The organism is Nonomuraea sp. NPDC005650 (genome assembly GCF_040605375.1).
Lineage (GTDB): Bacteria > Actinomycetota > Actinomycetes > Streptosporangiales > Streptosporangiaceae > Nonomuraea.
This window is the reverse complement of record NZ_JBEXCR010000017.1, coordinates 49,654-68,550: the sequence shown is the minus strand read 5'-3', so window position 1 is coordinate 68,550 and position 18,897 is coordinate 49,654. Positions and strand designations below refer to the sequence as shown.

The window sequence follows — 18,897 nt, the reverse complement described above, 5'->3', positions numbered from 1 at the left end:
GTCAGGCACCTTCCAGCTGGCTGTGGCTCGCGTCCCGGCCGCCGAGCCGGCGCAGCAGCAGCGCCAGCGCCAGGCCCACCAGGACCAGGATGACCGCGATCGCGCTGGCCGGGCCCATCAGGTTGGCCTGGAAGCCCCTCTTGTACATCTCCAGCGCGAGCACCCGGGTGGCGTCCCCGGGGCCGCCGGCGGTGAGCACGAAGATGAGGTCGAAGAAGACCAGCGAGCCCACGACCATCAGCGTCGAGGACGTGATGATCGTGTACTTGAGCTGGGGCAGGGTGATGCTGAAGAACATGCGGACCCGGCCGGCGCCGTCGATCTCGGCGGCCTCGTACATCGAGCGCGGGATCTGGCGCACGCCGCCCTGGTAGATCAGCGAGTGGAACGGGATGAACTGCCACGACACCACGAAGATCACCACGCCGAAGGCGAGGACGGGCTCGCCGAGCCAGTCCTGCACGAGGAGCGGGATCCCCAGCCCGGCGCCGAGCCCGAAGTTCGGGTCGAGCAGCGCCTTGTAGGTGATCGCGATGGCGGCCGAGCTGAGCAGCAGCGGGATGAAGTAGACCACCGAGAGCACCGCGCGGTAGCGCTGGAAGCCGGCCAGGAACGTGCCGAGCAGGATGCTCGCCGGCGTCTGCACCGCCCACGACAGCGCGATGACCAGGAACGTCACCCACAGCGCGTGCGGCAGGCCGGGATCGGAGAGCACCGCCCGCCAGCTGTCGAAGCCCGCCGGGCGGATCTCGCCGAGCCCGTCCCAGGCGGTGAAGCTGAGCAGGAACACCCCGACGAGCGGGATGACGGCGAAGGCGACGAAGAACAGCAGGGCCGGCACGGCCAGCCAGGCCAGGCCGCGCCCCTGGCCGCCGGGCACGGCGGCCGGGGACGCGTTTCCCCTGGCGGAGATCGGGGGGACCGTCACTTGCCTATGACCTCGTTGAGGTTCGTGGCGAACTGCTTCGGCGAGACCGACAACTGGAACAGCTTGGCGATGTTGTCCAGCAGGACCTCGGCCGCGGTCGGGCTGAGCGCCTGGTCCCAGGACTGCTGGTACGACTTGGCCTGGCTGGCGACGTCGTAGACGAACCGCTGCCACGTCCCGTCCATGTCGGTGCCGAACTGCGAGTCGGTGCCCTTGACGATGGGCACGAAGCCGTTGCTGATCCAGTCCTTGTTCTGCGCGTCGGAGTTCATCTCGGTCGCGAAGAACTTCTTGACGATCTCCTTGGCCTCGGGCGTCGCCTTGGAGGAGATCGACATGTACTGGGCCGGGTTGCCCACGGTGTCGCTGGGGTCGCCCTTGCCGCCGTCGACCGGCGGGAAGTTCATGTACCCGAGGCTGCCGCCCTTGACGAAGTCGCCGCCGGTGTCGCGCATGTTGCCGTACGTCCAGCCGCCGTGCAGCATCATCGCGGCCTTGCCGGTGTAGAGCAGCGCCTGGTCGGCGTTGGAGTCGGCGGTGATCGAGGAGAAGCCCTTGATGAAGCCGTTGGCCTTGATGAGGTCCTGCATCTTGGTCAGGGCGTCGATGGCGGCCGGGTTGTTCCAGGCGTCCTTCTGGCCGTCGAAGACGGCCTGGAAGACCTCGGGGCCGCCGATGCGGTCGAAGAGGAACTCCAGCCACATCATGTTCGTCCAGCGCGACTGGCCGCCGAGGGAGAACGGCGCGATGCCCGCGGCGTTGAACTTCTTGACCAGGTCCATGATGTCGCCCCAGCTCTGCGGGGGCTGCGCGCCGACCTTCTCGAAGAGCTTCTTGTTGTAGAACAGGACGATCGGCGTCACGGCCTCGACCGGCAGCGCGTAGATCTTGCCGTCGACCGTGGCCGCGCCGAAGGAGGACGGGAACAACTTGTCCTTCAGCGCCGCGTTCTGGTCGAACCACGACGTGAGGTCGTCGACCTGGCCGGCCTGCACGTAGCTCTTCAGACCGCCGCCGCCCCAGCCCCAGATGATGGTGGGCGCCTCGCCCGCGCCGATCGCGGTCTTGATCTTCGTCTTGAAGGCGTCGTTCTGGAACATCGTGGTCGCGAGCTGGCCGCTGGGGTTGGCCTTGTTGAAACGCTCGACGGCGCGGGTCCGGACACCTTCTTGTGGCTGTCCGGTGAGATACCAGTAGGCGGCCTTGCCGGCTCCGCCACCCGAGCTGGTGCTGCCGCCGCCGCCACCGGCGCCGGCCTGGGTCGGGCCGTTGCCGCCGCAGGCCGCCAACGCGGCTCCGAGGGGAACGCCCATGGAGAGGCTGAGGAAGGTGCGGCGAGAAGTTGACCTGTTCTCCACGCTGATCTCCGTACTTGAACGCCGGGGGGATTGGCCGCGCGGCTCGTTGATCGTCGGATGTCGGTGGCGGGCGGCCGTGGACGCGGCGCCTGCCGAAGCCGCTCGTCACGTCTCCTTAGAGTGAGCTCGTCGAAACATTTGCGACATGCCGCGTGGTCCGTCAATTTAGGTTTCGACTCTGGGCCTGTCAAGACCGTCATATCCGGGAATCTGCCCTTTCCAGCAGGGCGTGTGTAAAGTACTCAGGCGCGGCGTTCATCTGGTCGTCTGTAATCAGGGACGCATGCTCACAGGCCACTCGACGACATCGAAACATTTCGAAATAATCACGGCGGGAATCGGCTTTAAGGAGAGCAGATGACGGCTCTGGATCGCATCCCCGCGATGGACGGCGTGCTCCGCCCGTGGCAGGACCCGGCGCTCCCGGTGGCCGACCGCGTCGAGGCCCTTCTCGCGGAGCTGACCCTGGAGGAGAAGGTCGGCCAGCTCGGCAGCCGCTGGCTCGGCAACGACATGCAGCACGACCTGGCCGACGACGCCGAGACGGTCAACGTCGCGCCGATGCAGGACGTGTTCGCGGCCTCCGGCACGGTTCCCCTCGACCAGGCGGCCGAGCACGGGCTCGGCCACCTCACCCGCGTGCACGGCAGCGCGCCCGTGACCGCGCGGGAGGGCGCCGACGAGGTGGTCAGGCTGCAGCGGGCCGTCGTCGAGCGCTCCCGGCTCGGGATCCCGGCCATCGTCCACGAGGAGTGCCTGACCGGGTTCACGACGTACGGGGCGACCGTCTATCCGGCGGCCATCGCGTGGGGTGCGACGTTCGACCCGGAGCTGGTGGAGCGGATGGCGGCGGCGATCGGGCGCGACATGCGGGCCGTGGGCGTGCACCAGGGCCTGTCGCCCGTGCTGGACGTGGTGCGCGACTACCGGTGGGGGCGGGTCGAGGAGACGATGGGCGAGGATCCGTACCTCGTCTCGATGCTCGGCGCCGCCTACGTGCGCGGGCTGGAGAGCGCCGGGATCATCGCCACCCTCAAGCACTTCGCCGGATACTCCGCCTCCCGGGCGGCCCGCAACCACGGGCCCGTGCCGATGGGGCGGCGCGAGCTGATGGACATGATCCTGCCGACGTTCGAGACCGCCATCGCGCTGGGCGGCGCGCGGTCGGTGATGAACTCCTACTCCGACGTGGACGGCGTGCCGGCCGGGGCGGACCCCTGGCTGCTGACCGAGGTGCTTCGCGAGCAGTGGGGCTTCACCGGGACGGTCGTGTCGGACTACTGGTCGATCCCGTTCCTGGCGACCATGCACCTCGTCGCCGCCGACACCGCCGAGGCGGGCGTGCAGGCCCTCAGCGCGGGCATCGACGTCGAGCTGCCCGACACGCTCGGCTTCGGCCCGCACCTGGTCGAGCGGGTACGGAGCGGCGAGATCCCCGAGTCGCTGATCGACCGGGCGGCGCGCCGCCTGCTCACCCAGAAGGTGCAGCTCGGGCTGCTCGACCCGGACTGGACGCCCGAGAAGTCCGTGTCCGGGGCCGCCGGCGTGGACCTCGACTCGCCGGGCAACCGGGCGATCGCGCGCGAGCTGGCCGAGCGGTCGATCGTGCTGCTCGACGCCGGTGACACGCTGCCGCTGAGCCCCGGGCCGCGCCGGATCGCGGTCGTCGGGCCGTGCGCCGACGATCCGCGGACGTTCATGGGCTGTTACGCCTTCCCCAACCACGTGCTGCCCCGCCACCCCGGGCTCGGGCTCGGCATCGAGGCGCCCAGCCTCCTGCACGCGCTGCGGGCCGAGCTGCCGGACGCCGAGATCGTCCACGAGCGGGGCTGCGACGTGCAGGGCGAGGACCGCTCGGGGTTCGCCGCCGCGCTCGAAGCGGCGCGCGGGGCCGACCTGTGCGTGGTGGCCGTGGGCGACCTCGCCGGGCTGTTCGGCCACGGCACCTCGGGCGAGGGCTGCGACGCCGATGACCTGCGCCTGCCCGGGGTGCAGGAGGACCTGGTGGCCGAGCTGGCCGCCACGGGCACGCCGGTCGTCGCCGTCGTCGTCTCCGGCCGTCCGTATGCGCTGGGCCGGGTGCACGGGGGCGCGGCCGGGCTCGTCCAGGCGTTCATGCCCGGCGAGGAAGGCGGCGCGGCCATCGCCGGCGTGCTGTCCGGCCGGGTCCAGCCGTCGGGCCGGCTGCCGGTGCAGATCCCGCGCGGGCACGGCGGGCAGCCCGGCACGTACCTGCAGCCGCCGCTGGGCACCAACAGCCAGGGCATCAGCAACCTCGACCCGACCCCGCTCTTCCCGTTCGGGTACGGCTCCGCCTACACCACCTTCGAGGTCGGCGACCTGCGGATCAGCGACGCCGAGGTGCCGGTGGACGGCGGGTTCGGCGTGGCGGTCAGCGTACGCAACACCGGCGACCGGGCCGGCGAGGAGGTCGTCCAGCTCTACCTGCACGACCTCGTCGCCCAGGTCACCCGGCCGGTCCGGCAGCTGACCGGGTTCGCCAGGGTCCGGCTGGAGCCCGGGGCGAGCGCCCGCGTGACGTTCGAGGTGCACGCCGACCGGACGGCCTTCACCGGACGCGATCTGAGGCGCATCGTGGAGCCCGGGGACATCGAGGTGTCCGTCGGCACGTCGGCGGCCGACCTGCCGTGCCGGGGCACGGTGCGGCTGACGGGGGCGGCCCGGGTCGTCGGCCACGACCGGCGCCTGGACACGCCCGTGTCGGTCGAGCGGGAGGGGGGAAACGATGCCGTCCAGTTCTAGACGCGCCACGCTGGCCACGGTCGCGGCCTCGGCGGGCGTGTCGGTGGCGACCGTGTCGAAGGTGCTCAACGGCCGCAGCGACGTGGCGCCGACCACCCGATCCCTGGTGCAGTCGCTGCTGCGGGAGCACGACTACATCGCGCCGTCGCCGCGCCGGGACGGGGCCGTCGCCACCGACATCGTCGAAGTGCAGTTCGACGACGACTTCAGCACCTACTCCACGGAGATCATCCAGGGCTTGGTCGTGGCCGGGGCCGAGGCCGGCGTCGGGATCGTCGTCAGCGTCAGGAAGAAGATCGACCACGCCGCCGCGTGGGCCCGCGACCTGGCCGCCGCCGGGCGCCGGGCGCTGATCTGCGTCACGTGCGACCAGCTGACCACCAGGGAGCTCGCCGCGCTGTCCCGCGTGCAGCTGCCGCTGGTCGTGATCGACCCGCTCCACCTGCCGCACGCCGGCGTGACCAGCGTCGGCTCGACGAACTTCGCCGGCGGGCTGGCCGCCACCCAGCACCTGCTGTCCCTCGGCCACCGGCGCATCGCCTACATCGGCGGCCCGGCCATCGCGGCCTGCAACCAGGCCCGACTGCACGGCTACCGCGCCGCCATGGAGGCCGAAGGCGTGCCGGTGCCGCCCGCCTACACGCGATCCGGGCACTTCCGCTATGAGGACGGGCTGGAGTACGGCGCGGCCGTGCTCGACCTGCCGGAGCCGCCGACGGCGATCTTCGCCGGCTGCGACGAGAGCGCGCTGGGCGTCATGGAGGCCGCCAGGGCGCGGGGCCTGCGCATCCCGGACGATCTGAGCATCGTGGGGTTCGACGACACCCAGATGGCCCGGATGGCCTCCCCGCCGCTGACCACCGTCCGCCAGCCGCTGCGCGAGATGGGCGGGGTGGCGCTGCGCACGGCGTTGAGGCTGGCGGCCGGCGAGAAGATCGACTCCCACCACGTCGAGCTGGCGACCGAGCTGATCGTCCGCGCCTCCACGGCGGACGTGACCTGCGCGGAGCGCGGCTGACCGGCATGAGTTTTGTCAGGCGCCTTGCGAATATTCCGTAAGGTGCCTTACCGTTCTTGGGATGATCAACGAATCCGGGGTCCAGCGGCCCGCCTACGCCGAGCTGCAGGCCAGGCTCGGCAACCCGCTCGGGGTGGAGGAGGCCCGCGCCCGCTGGAGCGCCCTCGTCAAGGCCGCCAGGGACGGGGAGACCATCCTGATCACCCGCGAACGCTGGGAGTGGGCCGCGCTCGTGCCGCTCTCCAGGGTGCCCGGCATCCTGAGCGGGCTCCCGCTCGTGCCGCTCTCGACCGCGCGGGGCAAGCTCGGCGACCTCGTACGGCAGGTCGCGCAGCCGTACGACGAGAGCCCCATCCTGCTGGGCCGCCACCGCACCCCGGTCGCCGCCCTGATCGCGGCCCGCGGCCTCGTCAACCGGCCCGCGACCCCGTCCAGGACGGGCGCCGAGGCGATGCTGGTCGACGGGCACGCCATCACCCTCACCTGCGACCTGGACGCCCCGGCCGGCCCGGTCTTCTCCGCCGTGGCCGTCGACCGGAACGGCGGGGTGGTCGCGGCGGGTGCCGGCGCCGACCTCCGCGAGGCCCTGCGCACCCTCACCCCGACGCGGGACTGACGGGAGGACCCGCACCGCGCGGACGGCGGCGCCTGAACCGCAGGACGCGGGCCGCCGCTAAGGTGTTGGGGATGAGTGAGAGGGCTCCCTACCCGGCCGGCGCCACGGTGCTGGTGGTGCCCGTGCCCGAAGCCGAGCCCGTCGTGGGTGGCCAGCGGGCGTTGTTCGACCCGGCGGCCCGGTTCGGGGTGAGCGCGCACGTCACGGTGCTCTACCCGTTCCTGCCCCGGCCGGAGATCGAGGACGGGACGGTGGCGGAGCTGGCGGGGCTGTTCGCCGCTCACCGGCCCTTCGAGGCGGCCTTCACCGGCTGCGCCCGCTTCCCCGGCCTGCTCTACCTGGCCCCGGAGCCCGCCCAGCCCTTCGCCGCCCTCACCCGGAGCGTGACGGGCAGGTGGCCGGCGCTGCGCCCGTACGGCGGCCGGTACGGCGAGACCGTCCCGCACCTGTCCGTCGGCTACGGCGAGGACGAGGTCCTGGACGGCGTCGAGTCCTCCGTCGCGCCCGGACTGCCGTTCACGACCCGCGTCACCTCCGTCGACCTGGCGAGTTTCGACGGGACCCGCTGGACGCCGGTCACGCGCTTCCCGCTGGGCCGAGGACCGGCATCGCAAGGATGAGAGAACCGCGGCCCCGAGGGCAGCTCATCAGGGTCTCATCTCGCTGAATCCCGGTCAGGGGTTGTGGAAGGCGACCTCCGGGCCGGCCGGTGAGGGGCCGTCGAGCAGCGGCTGCCTGCGGCCCTTCAGGTGCCGGTCGAAGAAGGCGCCGACATAGGCGCGGGTGAGCTCCAGCGAGCGCTGCGGCGAGAGGGCGTCAGGGCTCGACATGCCGGCCGCCCGCTGCAGGATGGACAGGTCGGTGAAGCTCGAGTGGTCGGTACGCGCCACCGTGAGCCAGCGCTTCCACCCGCTCATCTTCGTCCAGCCCTCGTCCCAGGTGTGGTCCTTGCCGGGCACGTGGTCGGACTGGCTGCCCATCAGCTGGAACGGCCGGTCGAGCGCAACCGCGGGGTGGAAGGTGCCGTCCAGGTTCGCCCCGGCCCGTACGCGTTTGTCCACGGCCATGGTGGCGGCAGCGGCGTCGCCGCCGAGGGAGTGACCTGCCATGCCGATCCGCTTGGAGGCGATCATGCGGGCCTTCTTCCAGGCGGGGTGCCGGCCGGTCAGCTCGTCGAGGACGAAGGAGACGTCCTTGGTCCGGTTCGCGGTGATGGCCGCCTGCCCGCCCTCCGGTGGCTTGGGCTGGTCGCAGAGCGGGGCGCAGGTGATGGTCCGGCCGTCGGGCAGGGTAGTGCCGGAGGACTCGTAGGCGTGGTCGACCAGCGCGACGACGTACCCGCGGCTGGCCAGGTCCTCGGCCAGGAAGGTGAGGCCGGCGCGCGGGAGGCCGAGGCCGAGAGCACCACCAGCGGGTAGCGGCCCTGCTTGGGCGGGGCGCCGGCGCGGGCGTAGGTGCGGGTGCCGCTGATGAGCTCGGCGGGGATCTTGGCGCCGGGGGCCTTGCGCTGGAGCAGGGACGCGGCCTCGGCGGTGGTCATGTACGGTGCCGGGCTGCCGGTGGCGGAGCGGGCGGGGTAGTACATCGAGACCATGAGCCGGCGCGGTCCCGACTCGGGCACCCAGGGGTCCTTGCGGCTGCTGTCCACCAGGGGCAGGATGTCCCGCCCGACCCGGTTCGGCCCGGTCGGGCGGGGGAGCTCCAGCCGGAGGCCGGCGGTGGAGGCCGGGGCGGGGGTGGGTTGCCCGGACGCGGAGGCGGTCGCCGCCGTGGCGGTGAGCACGGTCAGGGTGAGGCAGGCCGTCAGCGGGATGGCCGGCAGGCGGGTTTTCATCGGGTTTCCTCTCGTACGGGTCATACGTCGCGGCGACGTACGACGATCAGGGTCAGGACGGCGGCGGCGAGCGGCCACAGCGCGAAGGCGGCCCACGAGCCGGCCACCGTGGGCAGGGCGGGGTCGTCGCGGAGCTGGGGCAGGCCCAGGCAGGTCCGCCAGACGTAGAAGGGGACCAGGGCGTACAGGTCGTTGAGCCACTGGTGGACGGTGGGCCGGAAGAAGGTGGGCACGATGACCAGCGCGGCGCAGACGGTGACGACGGCGGCGGCGGTGTGCCGTGCCAGCGCGCCGATGCCCATGCCGGTCAGCGCCGAGACCGGGGCGAGCAGCGCGTTGGCGGCCAGGACGCGCAGCACGCCGGGGTCGCCGAGCGAGGCGGCGACGCCGCGCCCGGAGAGGATCGCCTGGCTGACGCCGAACGTGCCCGCGGAGACGAGCGCGCCGGCCGCGAGCGTGACGGCGGCGGTGACGACGAGTTTGGCGGCCACGACGCGATGGCGGGCCGGGACGGCCGTGAGCGTCGTGCGGATGAGGCCGGTGGCGTACTCGCCGACGATGGTCAGGGCGCCCAGGCTGCCGGCGCCGATCATGAGCATGGAGGCGGCCAGGCCGCTGAACGCCTCGCCCAAGGGGTTGAACCTGGCCTTCTCCATCGCGGTGAAGGCGGGCCAGCTCTGGTAGGCGTCGAGGCTGCTCTGTACGGCCAGGGCGACGATGGCCAGCGTGCCCAGGCCGAGCAGCCACGAGGTCGAGCGCAGCGACCAGATCTTGATCCACTCGGCGGCGAGCAGGTCACGGAAGGTGCCGGCGGTCGTCGCTCGATGCCCGGCCTGATGTCCGGTGGGCTCCGTGCTCGTCGCGGGTCCGGCCTGATGCCCCGCGTGATCGGCGGTCATCGCGGATCACCGGCTCGATGTTCGGCGTGACCGGCGGTCAGCTCCATGAACGCCTGCTCCAGCGAGGCGGCCCGCGGGGCGAGCTCGTACAGCATGATCCGGCGCCGGTGGGCGAGCTCGCCGATGCGGGCGGCGCTCAGCCCGGTCACGGTCAGGGCGTCGCCGCCCTCCGGCCGCACGTGCGCTCCCTCCAGACCGAGGACGGCCGCCAGCTCGGCGGGGTCGGGAGTGCGTACGGCGACGGACGCCCCGGCCCCTCGGGCGGCGAACCCGGCCAGGCTCTCCTCGGCGATCAGCTCGCCGCGGCCGATGACGACGAGGCGGCCGGCGGTGTTCTCCATCTCGCTCATCAGGTGGCTGGAGACCAGCACGGTGCGCCCTTCGGCGGCCAGCCGCCGGAACAGACCGCGTACCCAGAGCACGCCCTCCGGGTCCAGCCCGTTGATCGGCTCGTCGAACATCAGCACGGGCGGGTCGCCAAGCAGCGCGGCGGCGATGCCCAGCCGCTGGCGCATGCCCAGGGAGAACCCGCCGACCCGGCGGCGCGCCACCCCCGCCAGGCCCACCTCCTCCAGCACCTCGGCCACCCGGCGCCGGGACAGGCCGTTGCTCCGGGCCAGCGCGTGCAGGTGGGCGTGCGCGGTGTGGCCGCCGTGGACGTCGCCGGCGTCCAGCAGCGCGCCGACGTGGCGCAGGCCCGCCGGCCGGTGGCGGCCGTCGACGGTGGCGCTGCCCGACGTCGGACGGTTCAGGCCGAGGATCATGCGCAAGGTGGTGCTCTTGCCGGCGCCGTTGGGGCCCAGGAACCCGGTGACGTGCCCCGGCCGAACGGTGAACGTCAGGCCGTTCACCGCCGTCACCGCGCCGTAGCGCTTGGTCAGTCCGTTGACTTCGATCACCTGCCCCACGCTGTCGCAGGTCAATGGCGTGTCACATCTGGCCGCGGGCCTGTTCCGGCCCGGCGGGGGTGGCCCGCGGGCATAGGCCCGGCGGCCGATGTCCGGCCTCCGGGCCGGTGACTACGATCGACGGATGCGCGACAGAAGGCCGGAACGGCTGCCGGGCGGCGTGTGGACGCTGCTCACCTGGTGCGGCCTGGCGGGCCTGGTGCCGGTGCTGTACGCCCTGACGCTGACCGACGGCGAGAACCTGCTCCCCGTGGGCCTCCCGCACGCGGCGTTCGCCGCCGCCATGGTGTTGCCCCTGGCCTGGGCGCGGCGGCGGCCGGCCATGGTGCTCGCGGTGCTGCTGGCCGAAGTGGTCGCGGCGGCGGCGACGGGGCTGCCGGCGCAGCGGTTCTGGCCGCTCTTCCTGGCCGGGGACGTCCTGGTCTGCCTCGTGACCGCCGCCCGGTCGCGCCGCGCCGGGCTGGCGGCGGCGGCCGTCACGCTCGCCGTCCAGGAGGTGGTCTGGCAGGTGGACCTGCTGCGCCACGGCCTGCGCGCCCTGGCGCCCGGCTTCCTCGCGCTGTCGGTCCTGCTCGGCCTGGGCGTCGCGGTCGGCTGGCTGGCCGGGGTGTCGATCCGGCAGCGGCGCGAGTACGACCGCGCGCTGCGTACGCACGCCGCTGCCCAGGCGGTCACGGACGAGCGGCTGCGCATCGCCCGCGAAGTGCACGACATGGTCGCGCACAGCATCGGCATCATCGCCATCCAGGCCGGTGCGGGCGCCCGCGTGATCGACAGCAGACCCGAGCAGGCGCGCGAGGCGCTGGGCGCGATCGAGACGATCAGCAGGCAGACGTTGAAGGGACTGCGGCACCTGCTCGGCGCGCTGCGCGAGACCGGACACGAGCACCCCGAGCCCGCGCCCGCGACGGGGCTGGCCGACCTCGACGGGCTGGCCGAGGCGGCCACGGCAGCCGGGGTCCGGGTGGACGTGCACAGGCGCGGGCGGCCACGGCCCCTGCCCGCCGCCGTCGACCGGTCCGCCTTCCGCATCGTCCAGGAGTCCCTGACGAACGTGCTACGCCACGCGGGCACCGACCACTGCCAGGTCACGCTCGACTACGGGAACGAGGAACTGCGCATCGACGTTGTCGACGACGGACACAGCGGACACAGCGGACACAGCGGACACAGCGGACACAGCGGACACAGCGGACACAGCGGACACAGCGGACTCGGCATCGCGCCCCGCGACGGCACCGCGCCTCGTGACGGGAGCAGGCCCAGTGGCGAGAGCGGGCACGGGATCGTCGGGATGCGTGAGCGGGTCGCGCTGCTGGGCGGTGACTTCAGCGCGGGACCCCGGCCCGATGGCGGGTTCCGCGTCACCGCTCGCCTGCCGGTCACGGCCGGACGTGTGAGCGCCGTGGCGGAGGCGTCGTGACGATCCGCGTCGTGCTCGCCGACGACCAGCCGTTGATCCGGGCCGGCCTGCGCATGGTCATCGACGGCACCCCCGGCGTCGAGGTCGCCGGAGAGGCCGGGACCGGGGCCCAGGCGGTCCAGCTCACCAGGCGGCTGCGTCTCGACGTGGTGGTGATGGACATCCGCATGCCCGGCATGGACGGCATCGAGGCCACCCAGACCATCGCCGCCGAGTCCCCGGGCACGCGGGTGATCATGCTGACCACGTTCGACGACGACGAGAACGTCTACGCCTCCCTCCGCGCGGGAGCCAGCGGATTCCTGGTCAAGGACATGGCGCTGGAGGACATCCTGTCCGCCGTGCACGTCGTCGCCGCCGGGGATGCCCTGATCGCGCCGAGCGTCACCCGCCGCCTCATCGAGGACTTCGCCCGCCGCCCCGCCCCGGCTCCCCGGCCGCGCGAGCCGGAGGGCGTCACCGGGCGCGAACGCGAGGTGCTGACCCTGGTCGGGCGCGGCCTGTCCAACGCCGAGATCGCGGCCGAGCTGCACATCAGCCCCGGCACGGCCAAGGCGCACGTGGCCAGCCTGCTCGCCAAGCTCGCCGCCCGCGACCGGATCCAGCTGGTCATCATGGCCTACGACGCGGGCCTGGTGTCACCGTCCCGCTGATCGCGACACCGCCCACGCCCGGGAAAGCTGATCGCGACACCGCCCACGCCCGGGAAAGCTGATCGTGACGCCGCCCACGCCCCGGGAGAAACCGGGAGCGCGGGCGGCGTCGCGAGGGTCAGCCGCTGTACGGAGCGACCGTGATCTTGTCGATCACCGGGGCGTACTGCGCGCGGAGGAGCACCCCGGGGAAGGTCTCCGACGCGTAGGTGGTGCCGTCGAAGTTCGGCAGTTCCTCGGCCGAGAAGCGCACCGTGTTCTGGCCCTTCTTCAACCGCACCGGGACCGTGAGCTCCCAGAAGTTGTTCTCGTGGAAGGTGTGGGGGAACAGGACGCGCTGCGCGGCGGCGCCGTTCACCGAGATGTCGGCGTGCCTGGCGAGCGGGTCCGGGTTGTAGTGCGTGGCGGCCGACTGCTCCGGGTTGGAGTAACGCACGCGCATGGCGTAAGTCCCGTCGGCGGCGGCCCGCACGTCGAAGGTGAGCGTGTTGGTGTTGCCGGGCGTGCCGCCGACCCCGGTCACCGCGCTCCCGCCACTGGCCAGCGAGAGCTGCGACGCCTTCGCCGTCCCGGCGAGGCGGGCGGACTCCGCCTCGTACCCGGTGGCCGGCAGCGCGCCGTCGGCGGGCCGCACCTCGAGCCGGTCGATGAGCGACGTGCCGGACCGGCCGGTGACCGTGACCTTGTTGACGCCGCCCGACAGCGACACCGCCGCGGTCGCGTCGCCGCGCCGGGCGCGGTCCAGCACGCGTACGCCGTTGACCGTCAGCGCCGCCTGGCCGGAGCCGAGCAACTTGAGGTCCAGGGTGGCCGGGGCGTCCTTCGCGGAGTACACCCAGAAGGTGGCCGACTGGTCACGCCCGGCCGCGACGACCCCGGAGCCCGAGAGCGCGGAGCCGGATGGGGCGGTCCCGGAGCCAGGGAGCGCGCCGTCGTGCGCCGCGTAGGACGGGCGGGCGCCGTGCAGGTCGGCCAGCTCGGCCTCGTAGATCGAGGTCGCCGCCGCCGGGTTGGGCAGCGAGAGCCGGATCCGGTCGACGATCGCGTCGCCCTTGGTGGCCTTGGCGCCGTCGAGGCTGCGCGCCGCCAGGGAGAGGACGTGCTTGCCCGCCGTGAGCTCCACGGTGGTGTCCGCGTGGTCCCACACCACCCACTTGTAGCCCAGCGGCAGGAACAGCTCCTGCTCCGCGCCCCCGTCCACGCGTACGAAGACGTTGGTCGGGCCCTGCTCGCGCACTCGGTCGAAGGTGTTCAGCGAGTTGGCGAACACGCTGAGGTTGTAGCGGCCGGCCTTGGGCACCTCGACGGTGAAGTCGAGCACCCCGTCCGAGCCGGTACGCAGCCCGCCGACGTCGTAGCGGCCGGAGGTGTAGAACTTCGACACGTCCGAGGGGGAGCCCTCGGGGCCGTTGCGGCTGTAGCCGCCGCCGGTGTACTTCGCGTCCTCGGCCTCGTACGAGCCTTCCCACAGCTTGGGCGCGGGCGTCGTCGCGGTGCCCGGCCCGGCGGGGGTGAGGACGATCTCGTACGCCGACGACTCCTTGAGCCTGGGCAGGTCACCGGCGCCGAAGTCGAAGACCACGGTGCCGTCCTTCACCTCGACGTCGCGCTCGGCGACGATCTCCGGCTGCGGCGAGTCGCCGACCTGGCCGGTCCACGGGATCTCCCGCACCCAGGCGTGCACGCGGCGGCCGAAGACCTTGGCGGGGACGTGCTCGAAGCGGATGTGCCCGGCGCTCTCGGCGCCGCCGAAGATCGCGCGGGCCTGCCTCTTGCCGGGGTCGAGCGTCGCGACGCCCTGCAGGGTGTAGTTCTGCCCCGGGTACGGCGGCGTGACCCGCACGGTGTGGCCGCTCATGCCGCCGTAGGCGTTGAGCAGCCACCACTGGCCGTTGCCCCGGTTGGCCTGGACGGCCGAGTCGGACAGGTTGCCGTCGATGTTCCAGTACGCGATGTCGGCGTCGACCTTCGACTCCTCGATGGCCGACACCCACTGGATCATCTGGCCGGGCACCGAGGTGTGGTAGTTGAAGGCGTACTCGTTGACGTTGATCGGCAGCCGCTTCCCGGCGTACTTCGAGCCGGCGAAGGCGTCGGCCTCCATCTCGCGGTAGCGCTTGACACTCGCCCTGACCTGCTCGGGGTGGCTGAGCTCGTGCCAGGTCATCACGTCGGGCACGGTGCCGGCCTGTACGACGTGCTCCAGGTAGCCCTTGACCTGGGCGTACAGGACGCTGGTGTTGGGGCCGGCGATCCGGGCGGCCGGCATCCTGGCCTTGATGAGGGCGTAGATGTCGTCCCACGCCTTGAAGTAGTCGCGCGGGTCGCTGAGCCAGCTCACCCGGTTGTAGCTCCACTCGCCGGTGCCGAACATGTTGCCCTCGGGCTCGTTGAACGGCACGAAGACAATGTTGTCCTGATATTTCGGGTCGAGTTGGAGGACCTGGTCCACCTGCTTGGCGATCTTCTGCTTGTACAGGTCGAGCTTCTCCTGCGGCGTGGCGCCGGGCCACTGGTAGGGGAAGCCGCGGTGGATGTCGGTCATGTAGATGTACACGTCGCCGTCGGTGCTGTCGGCCAGCGGCTTGACGACCTCCAGGGCGTCGGCGCCGGGGTGCTGCGGGCCGTCCTGGGCCTTGGTCGAGACGGTGCGCAGGCGCATGCCCTCGATCAGGTTGTTCGTCGGCACCCCCGGCCCGTAGAGGCCGTACAGCGTGCCGGACGCGCCGCCGTGGAAGGGACCCGTGTCCTCGGCGAGGTCGATGACGAGCTGGCCCTCGCGGATCACGGTGACCTCGGCCGTGACGGGCCGCCCGCCGGCCGTGCCGGTCACGGTGAAGGTCCCGGCCGCGGCGTAGTCCGCGGGGTCCACGGGCGACCAGGCGATGGGCAGCTCGCGATCGTAGCCGTCGGTGAAGGTGGCGCGGACCGCGGCCGGCAGGGCGGGCGCGGTGCCGATGGTCGTCCGGACGGAGAACGCGCTCTGGGCGAGGCCCGTCGGGGTGGGGGCCTGGCCGCCGGCGACGGCCGCCACCTGCTCCGCCGACAGCGCGGCGCCGTAGACGCGGAAGTCGTCGATCGCGCCGTCGAAGAGCGGGTCCTGGTAGAACGAGCGCCCGATGAACCCGGCGGAGGTCGTGGCGGCGTCGATCAGCTGGGCGGCGCTCACGGTGGTGGCCGCCGAGGCCACGGCGGCGCCGTTGAGGTAGGTGGTGACGCGCTTGGCGGCGGTGTCGAGGGTGACCGTCAGCGTCTTCCAGGCGTCGGCGGGCAGCGGGGCGTAGCCCGTGACCTTGGCCTCTCCGCCGCCTCCCGAGGTGGTGACCGCCGTGCGCAGCACGCCGTCCCCGTTGTACGGCGTGCTGAACAGGTAGCGGCTGGTGTCCTTGCCGAGCGCGTAGATCCACTGCCAGGGCGCGGCGGTGCCGTCCCACTTCACGCGCGCCGACACGGTCAGGTCGGTCCTGCCCTTGACGGCGTCCAGCGGCAGCCGCACGTACGCGCCGTCGGAGGTCGGCGCGCCGCCGGGCAGGCTCAGTGCATGGCCGTCCGCGCCGTCGACCAGCGCCGCGGTGGAGCCGTTGACCAGCGTGCCGTTCAGGCCGTTGCCGGAGGAGTCGGCGATGGAGCCGGTGGCGAGGTCGTCGGAGTCGAAGGTGTAGACGAGCACGGGAGGGGGCGGATCCACGGTCCGCGCATGCGCGGAGCCCGCGGTTAAGGCGGCGACGAGGGCGGCCGGGAGCAGCCCGGCCCACATGGCCTTGATGGTCATGACGAAGTCCCTGGGAGGTGTGAGCGTTAACAAATCGCAGGGAGGGTGTTCGGTGAACGCAACTGAGGGTTTCGCGTAGGTTACGTAGCCGCGCCCGACACGTCAATGGGCGTTTCCGGCGGGTCACGATTCGATATCGCCGACCGGCCTCACTCTTGACGCCCGCTCGCCGGCGGCGCGACAGTCGGGGCACATCGTTGAACCGGTTCGCTGATTCCGGCGGCCCGCAGGTGGAGCTCGTTCCCGGCCATGACCGGCGGCGGGCCGATCGATCCTGCAGATCCCCAGGAAAAGGCGCTGACCGGTCGGTGATCCGAGGGTGCTCGCGACGCAACTGTCGAACCGGTTCAACTACGTGCAGGAGGTGAGAGTGGCGACGATCGGAGACGTGGCCCGGGAGGCCGGGGTGAGCCGCAGCACGGCGTCCTACGCGCTGTCGGGCAAGCGGCCCATCTCGGAGGAGGTCCGCCGCCGCGTGCTGGCGGCCGCCGAGGCGCTCGACTACACGCCGAACGCGGGCGCCCGGGCGCTGGCCACCTCCCAGACCAAGGTCCTCGGTCTGCTCGCCCAGTTCCACGAAGACGAGTTCGCGCCCGCGATGATGCAGTACATCCTGGGCGTCACGAACACCGCCCGCGACCTGGGCTACGACACGCTGCTGGTCACCGAGGCCGACGGCGTGCGGGCGCTGCGGCGCATCACCGACTCGCGCATGGTGGACGGCGTCGTCCTGATGAACATCGCGCAGGTCGACCCCAGGCTGCCCATCCTGCGGGCCGCGCCGCAGCCGGGCGCCCTGGTCGGCCTGCCGGGCGACTGTTCGGGGCTCGACGTGTTCGACCTCGACTTCGAGGAGGCCGGCCGGGTCATGGTGGAGCACCTGCACCGCCTCGGCCACCGCGAGCTCATCCTGATCTCGCAGCCCGAGCACGTCGTCGAGCGGGGCGGCGCGTACGTGTGGCGCCTGCGCGACGCGGCACTCGAACGGGCCCGCCAGCTCGGCGTCACCCTGCACGCCGTGTACGGCGAGTCCCGGCAGCCCGCGGTCGGGCGCCTGCTCAACGCCCTGCTCGACACCTACCCGTCGGCGACCGGCCTGCTGATCAACAACGAGGCGGCCACCGCGGCGCTGCCCTCCGTCGCCCACGGGCGAGGGCTGCGGGTGCCCGAGGACCTCTCGGTCATCGGGCGCTACTCCGAGGAGTTCGCCGCGACCTTCTCCCTGCCCTATTCGTTCATCGAGAGCGCACCCGACCGGCTCGGCGCCATGGCGGTACGCCAGCTCGTGCGCCGCGTGGAGTCGCCGGCGGCCCGCGACGAGCCGTTCGTCGTGCGCTTCATCTCTCCCGAACTGGTCTCGCGCGGAAGCACAGCGCCCCCAGCCGCCCGCTAGCCCGACCCCTCGACTACTTCCGGCCGCGCTCGAATGTGAGCGCTAACATTGGAGGCCTCGATGAACCGCACGTCGGTTTCCGCGAAGGCGGCGGTCCTCGGAACCGCCCTTCTGGCCCTGTCCGCCTGCGCGTCCGCCCCCCAGGGCGGCGGCTCCACCACCACCTCCGCCTCCGCGGGCGGCGCCGGCGCGTACACGTGGTGGGACCCGTACCCGCAGCACGACGCGGCCTCCGCCTGGGCCAAGCGGGTGGACACCTGCGGGCGGCAGGCCGGAGTCACCATCCAGCGCACCGCCTACGACACCACCGCGCTGACCAACCAGGCGCTGCTCGCCGGCCAGGAGGGCAACGCGCCGGACGTCATCCTCCTGGACAACCCCGCCGTCTCGACGCTCGCGGACGCCGGGATGCTCACCACGATGTCAGATTTCGGCCTGGACACCGCGCGCTTCGACAAGAACCTCATCGCCGCCGGCGAGCTGGACGGCAAGACGTACGGCATCCCCATCGGCGCGAACACCCTCGCCCTCTACTACAACAAGAAGATCCTCGACGCGGCCGGCGTCGACCCCGCCTCGATCAAGGACTGGACCACGCTCAACGCGGCGCTGAAGAAGGTCAAGGCCGCGGGCAAGAAGCCGATCACGTTCTCGGCCATCGGCACGGAGGAGGGCTCGTTCCAGTTCCTGCCGTGGTTCTGGGGGTCCGGCGCGCAGCTGACCCAGCTCGACTCGCCCGAGGCCGTCGCGGCGCTCGACCTGTGGACCAAGTGGGTCAAGGACGGCACCGCCCCCAACTCCGTCATCAGCAACTCCCAGAACACCACCTGGGAGGAGTTCCTGACCGGGGAGTTCGCCTTCGCCGAGAACGGGACCTGGCAGATCAACAGCGCCGGGAAGGCGGGCTTCCCCACCGGCATCGTGCAGATCCCCGGCAAGGACGGGGGCACCGCCCCCACGCCCACCGGCGGCGAGTTCATCACGGTCCCGGTGCAGAAGGACACCAAGCGCTACGCCGCCACCAAGAAGATCCTCGAATGCATGACGACGCCCGAGGGCCTGGTGGAGACCGGCACGACGTTCGCGTACTACATCCCCTCCACCGCCGAGGGCCAGCAGGCCATCCTCGCCAAGGAGCCGGACCTGAAGCCGTGGGTCGACGCCGTGAAGTCGGCCAAGGGCCGGACCAGCGACAACCTCGGCACCAAGTACCCGAAGATCTCCGAGGCCCTGTGGACGGGGGTGCAGAAGGCGCTGAGCGGCTCGGCCACTCCCGCCGACGCGCTCAAGCAGGCGCAGGCCCAGGCGAAGCAGGCCACCGGCGGCTGATCC

At 72.1% G+C, this 18,897-nt stretch carries 15 protein-coding genes; 8 read left to right on the top strand and 7 right to left on the bottom strand.

The features are described from left to right. Window position 1: 1 nt before the first annotated feature. Both ABZS69_RS28490 and ABZS69_RS28485 read right to left on the bottom strand, forming a co-directional pair. Window positions 2–928: a sugar ABC transporter permease gene (locus ABZS69_RS28490; protein WP_355377906.1), complete on the bottom strand. Its 927-nt coding sequence runs from the start codon at window positions 926–928 to the stop codon at window positions 2–4. Further along, the gene (locus tag ABZS69_RS28485; protein WP_355377904.1) at window positions 925–2,286 is read right to left on the bottom strand and encodes an extracellular solute-binding protein; all 1,362 of its coding nucleotides are present in this window, start codon (window positions 2,284–2,286) and stop codon (window positions 925–927) included. Before ABZS69_RS28485 ends, ABZS69_RS28490 begins: the two co-directional genes overlap by 4 nt. Before the next feature lie 357 nt (window positions 2,287–2,643). Between ABZS69_RS28485 and ABZS69_RS28480 the strand changes: the two genes are divergently transcribed. The 4 genes from ABZS69_RS28480 to ABZS69_RS28465 all read left to right on the top strand — a co-directional run bounded on the left by ABZS69_RS28480 (window position 2,644) and on the right by ABZS69_RS28465 (window position 7,303). Then, a complete protein-coding gene (locus ABZS69_RS28480) occupies window positions 2,644–5,049 on the top strand; it encodes a glycoside hydrolase family 3 N-terminal domain-containing protein (RefSeq protein ID WP_355377902.1) in 2,406 nt (801 codons plus the stop codon). Further along, complete coding sequence (locus ABZS69_RS28475; RefSeq protein ID WP_355377900.1) at window positions 5,033–6,067, top strand: substrate-binding domain-containing protein; 1,035 nt, start codon at window positions 5,033–5,035, stop codon at window positions 6,065–6,067. Before ABZS69_RS28480 ends, ABZS69_RS28475 begins: the two co-directional genes overlap by 17 nt. 61 nt (window positions 6,068–6,128) lie before the next feature. Beyond that, a complete protein-coding gene (locus ABZS69_RS28470) occupies window positions 6,129–6,683 on the top strand; it encodes a hypothetical protein (RefSeq protein ID WP_355377898.1) in 555 nt (184 codons plus the stop codon). A 71-nt stretch (window positions 6,684–6,754) separates the two neighbouring features. Continuing rightward, window positions 6,755–7,303, top strand: coding sequence for a 2'-5' RNA ligase family protein (locus ABZS69_RS28465; protein ID WP_355377897.1), 549 nt, complete (start codon window positions 6,755–6,757; stop codon window positions 7,301–7,303). 54 nt (window positions 7,304–7,357) lie between these two features. On the opposite strand, the gene ABZS69_RS28460 is transcribed toward ABZS69_RS28465, so the two are convergent. The 4 genes from ABZS69_RS28460 to ABZS69_RS28445 are packed head-to-tail and all read right to left on the bottom strand — an operon-like array spanning window position 7,358 to window position 10,315. Further along, window positions 7,358–7,816, bottom strand: a complete 459-nt coding sequence (locus ABZS69_RS28460) for a hypothetical protein (protein ID WP_355377895.1) — start codon at window positions 7,814–7,816, stop codon at window positions 7,358–7,360. A 32-nt stretch (window positions 7,817–7,848) separates the two neighbouring features. Further along, window positions 7,849–8,517 carry a hypothetical protein gene (locus ABZS69_RS28455; RefSeq protein ID WP_355377893.1) on the bottom strand — a complete coding sequence of 223 codons (669 nt, stop codon included), beginning with the start codon at window positions 8,515–8,517 and terminating at the stop codon, window positions 7,849–7,851. A 20-nt stretch (window positions 8,518–8,537) separates the two neighbouring features. Further along, window positions 8,538–9,416 carry an ABC transporter permease subunit gene (locus ABZS69_RS28450; protein WP_355377891.1) on the bottom strand — a complete coding sequence of 293 codons (879 nt, stop codon included), beginning with the start codon at window positions 9,414–9,416 and terminating at the stop codon, window positions 8,538–8,540. Continuing rightward, window positions 9,413–10,315: an ATP-binding cassette domain-containing protein gene (locus ABZS69_RS28445; protein WP_355377889.1), complete on the bottom strand. Its 903-nt coding sequence runs from the start codon at window positions 10,313–10,315 to the stop codon at window positions 9,413–9,415. Before ABZS69_RS28445 ends, ABZS69_RS28450 begins: the two co-directional genes overlap by 4 nt. A 133-nt stretch (window positions 10,316–10,448) precedes the next feature. Here ABZS69_RS28445 and ABZS69_RS28440 point away from each other — a divergent pair, with 133 nt between their 5' ends. Both ABZS69_RS28440 and ABZS69_RS28435 read left to right on the top strand, forming a co-directional pair. Further along, window positions 10,449–11,747 (top strand): histidine kinase, encoded by a 1,299-nt coding sequence (locus ABZS69_RS28440; protein WP_355377887.1) that lies wholly within the window; start codon window positions 10,449–10,451, stop codon window positions 11,745–11,747. Next, window positions 11,744–12,400 (top strand): response regulator transcription factor, encoded by a 657-nt coding sequence (locus ABZS69_RS28435; protein WP_355377885.1) that lies wholly within the window; start codon window positions 11,744–11,746, stop codon window positions 12,398–12,400. Before ABZS69_RS28440 ends, ABZS69_RS28435 begins: the two co-directional genes overlap by 4 nt. 118 nt (window positions 12,401–12,518) lie before the next feature. On the opposite strand, the gene ABZS69_RS28430 is transcribed toward ABZS69_RS28435, so the two are convergent. Then, window positions 12,519–16,172 carry a LamG-like jellyroll fold domain-containing protein gene (locus ABZS69_RS28430; RefSeq protein WP_355377883.1) on the bottom strand — a complete coding sequence of 1,218 codons (3,654 nt, stop codon included), beginning with the start codon at window positions 16,170–16,172 and terminating at the stop codon, window positions 12,519–12,521. A 319-nt stretch (window positions 16,173–16,491) separates the two neighbouring features. Between ABZS69_RS28430 and ABZS69_RS28425 the strand changes: the two genes are divergently transcribed. Together ABZS69_RS28425 and ABZS69_RS28420 are read left to right on the top strand one after the other, a co-directional pair. Next, window positions 16,492–17,565 (top strand): LacI family DNA-binding transcriptional regulator, encoded by a 1,074-nt coding sequence (locus tag ABZS69_RS28425; RefSeq protein WP_355377881.1) that lies wholly within the window; start codon window positions 16,492–16,494, stop codon window positions 17,563–17,565. 60 nt (window positions 17,566–17,625) lie between these two features. Further along, entirely contained in the window at window positions 17,626–18,894 is a 1,269-nt protein-coding gene (locus ABZS69_RS28420) for an extracellular solute-binding protein (RefSeq protein ID WP_355377879.1), read from the top strand. The last annotated feature ends 3 nt before the right edge of the window (window positions 18,895–18,897 follow it).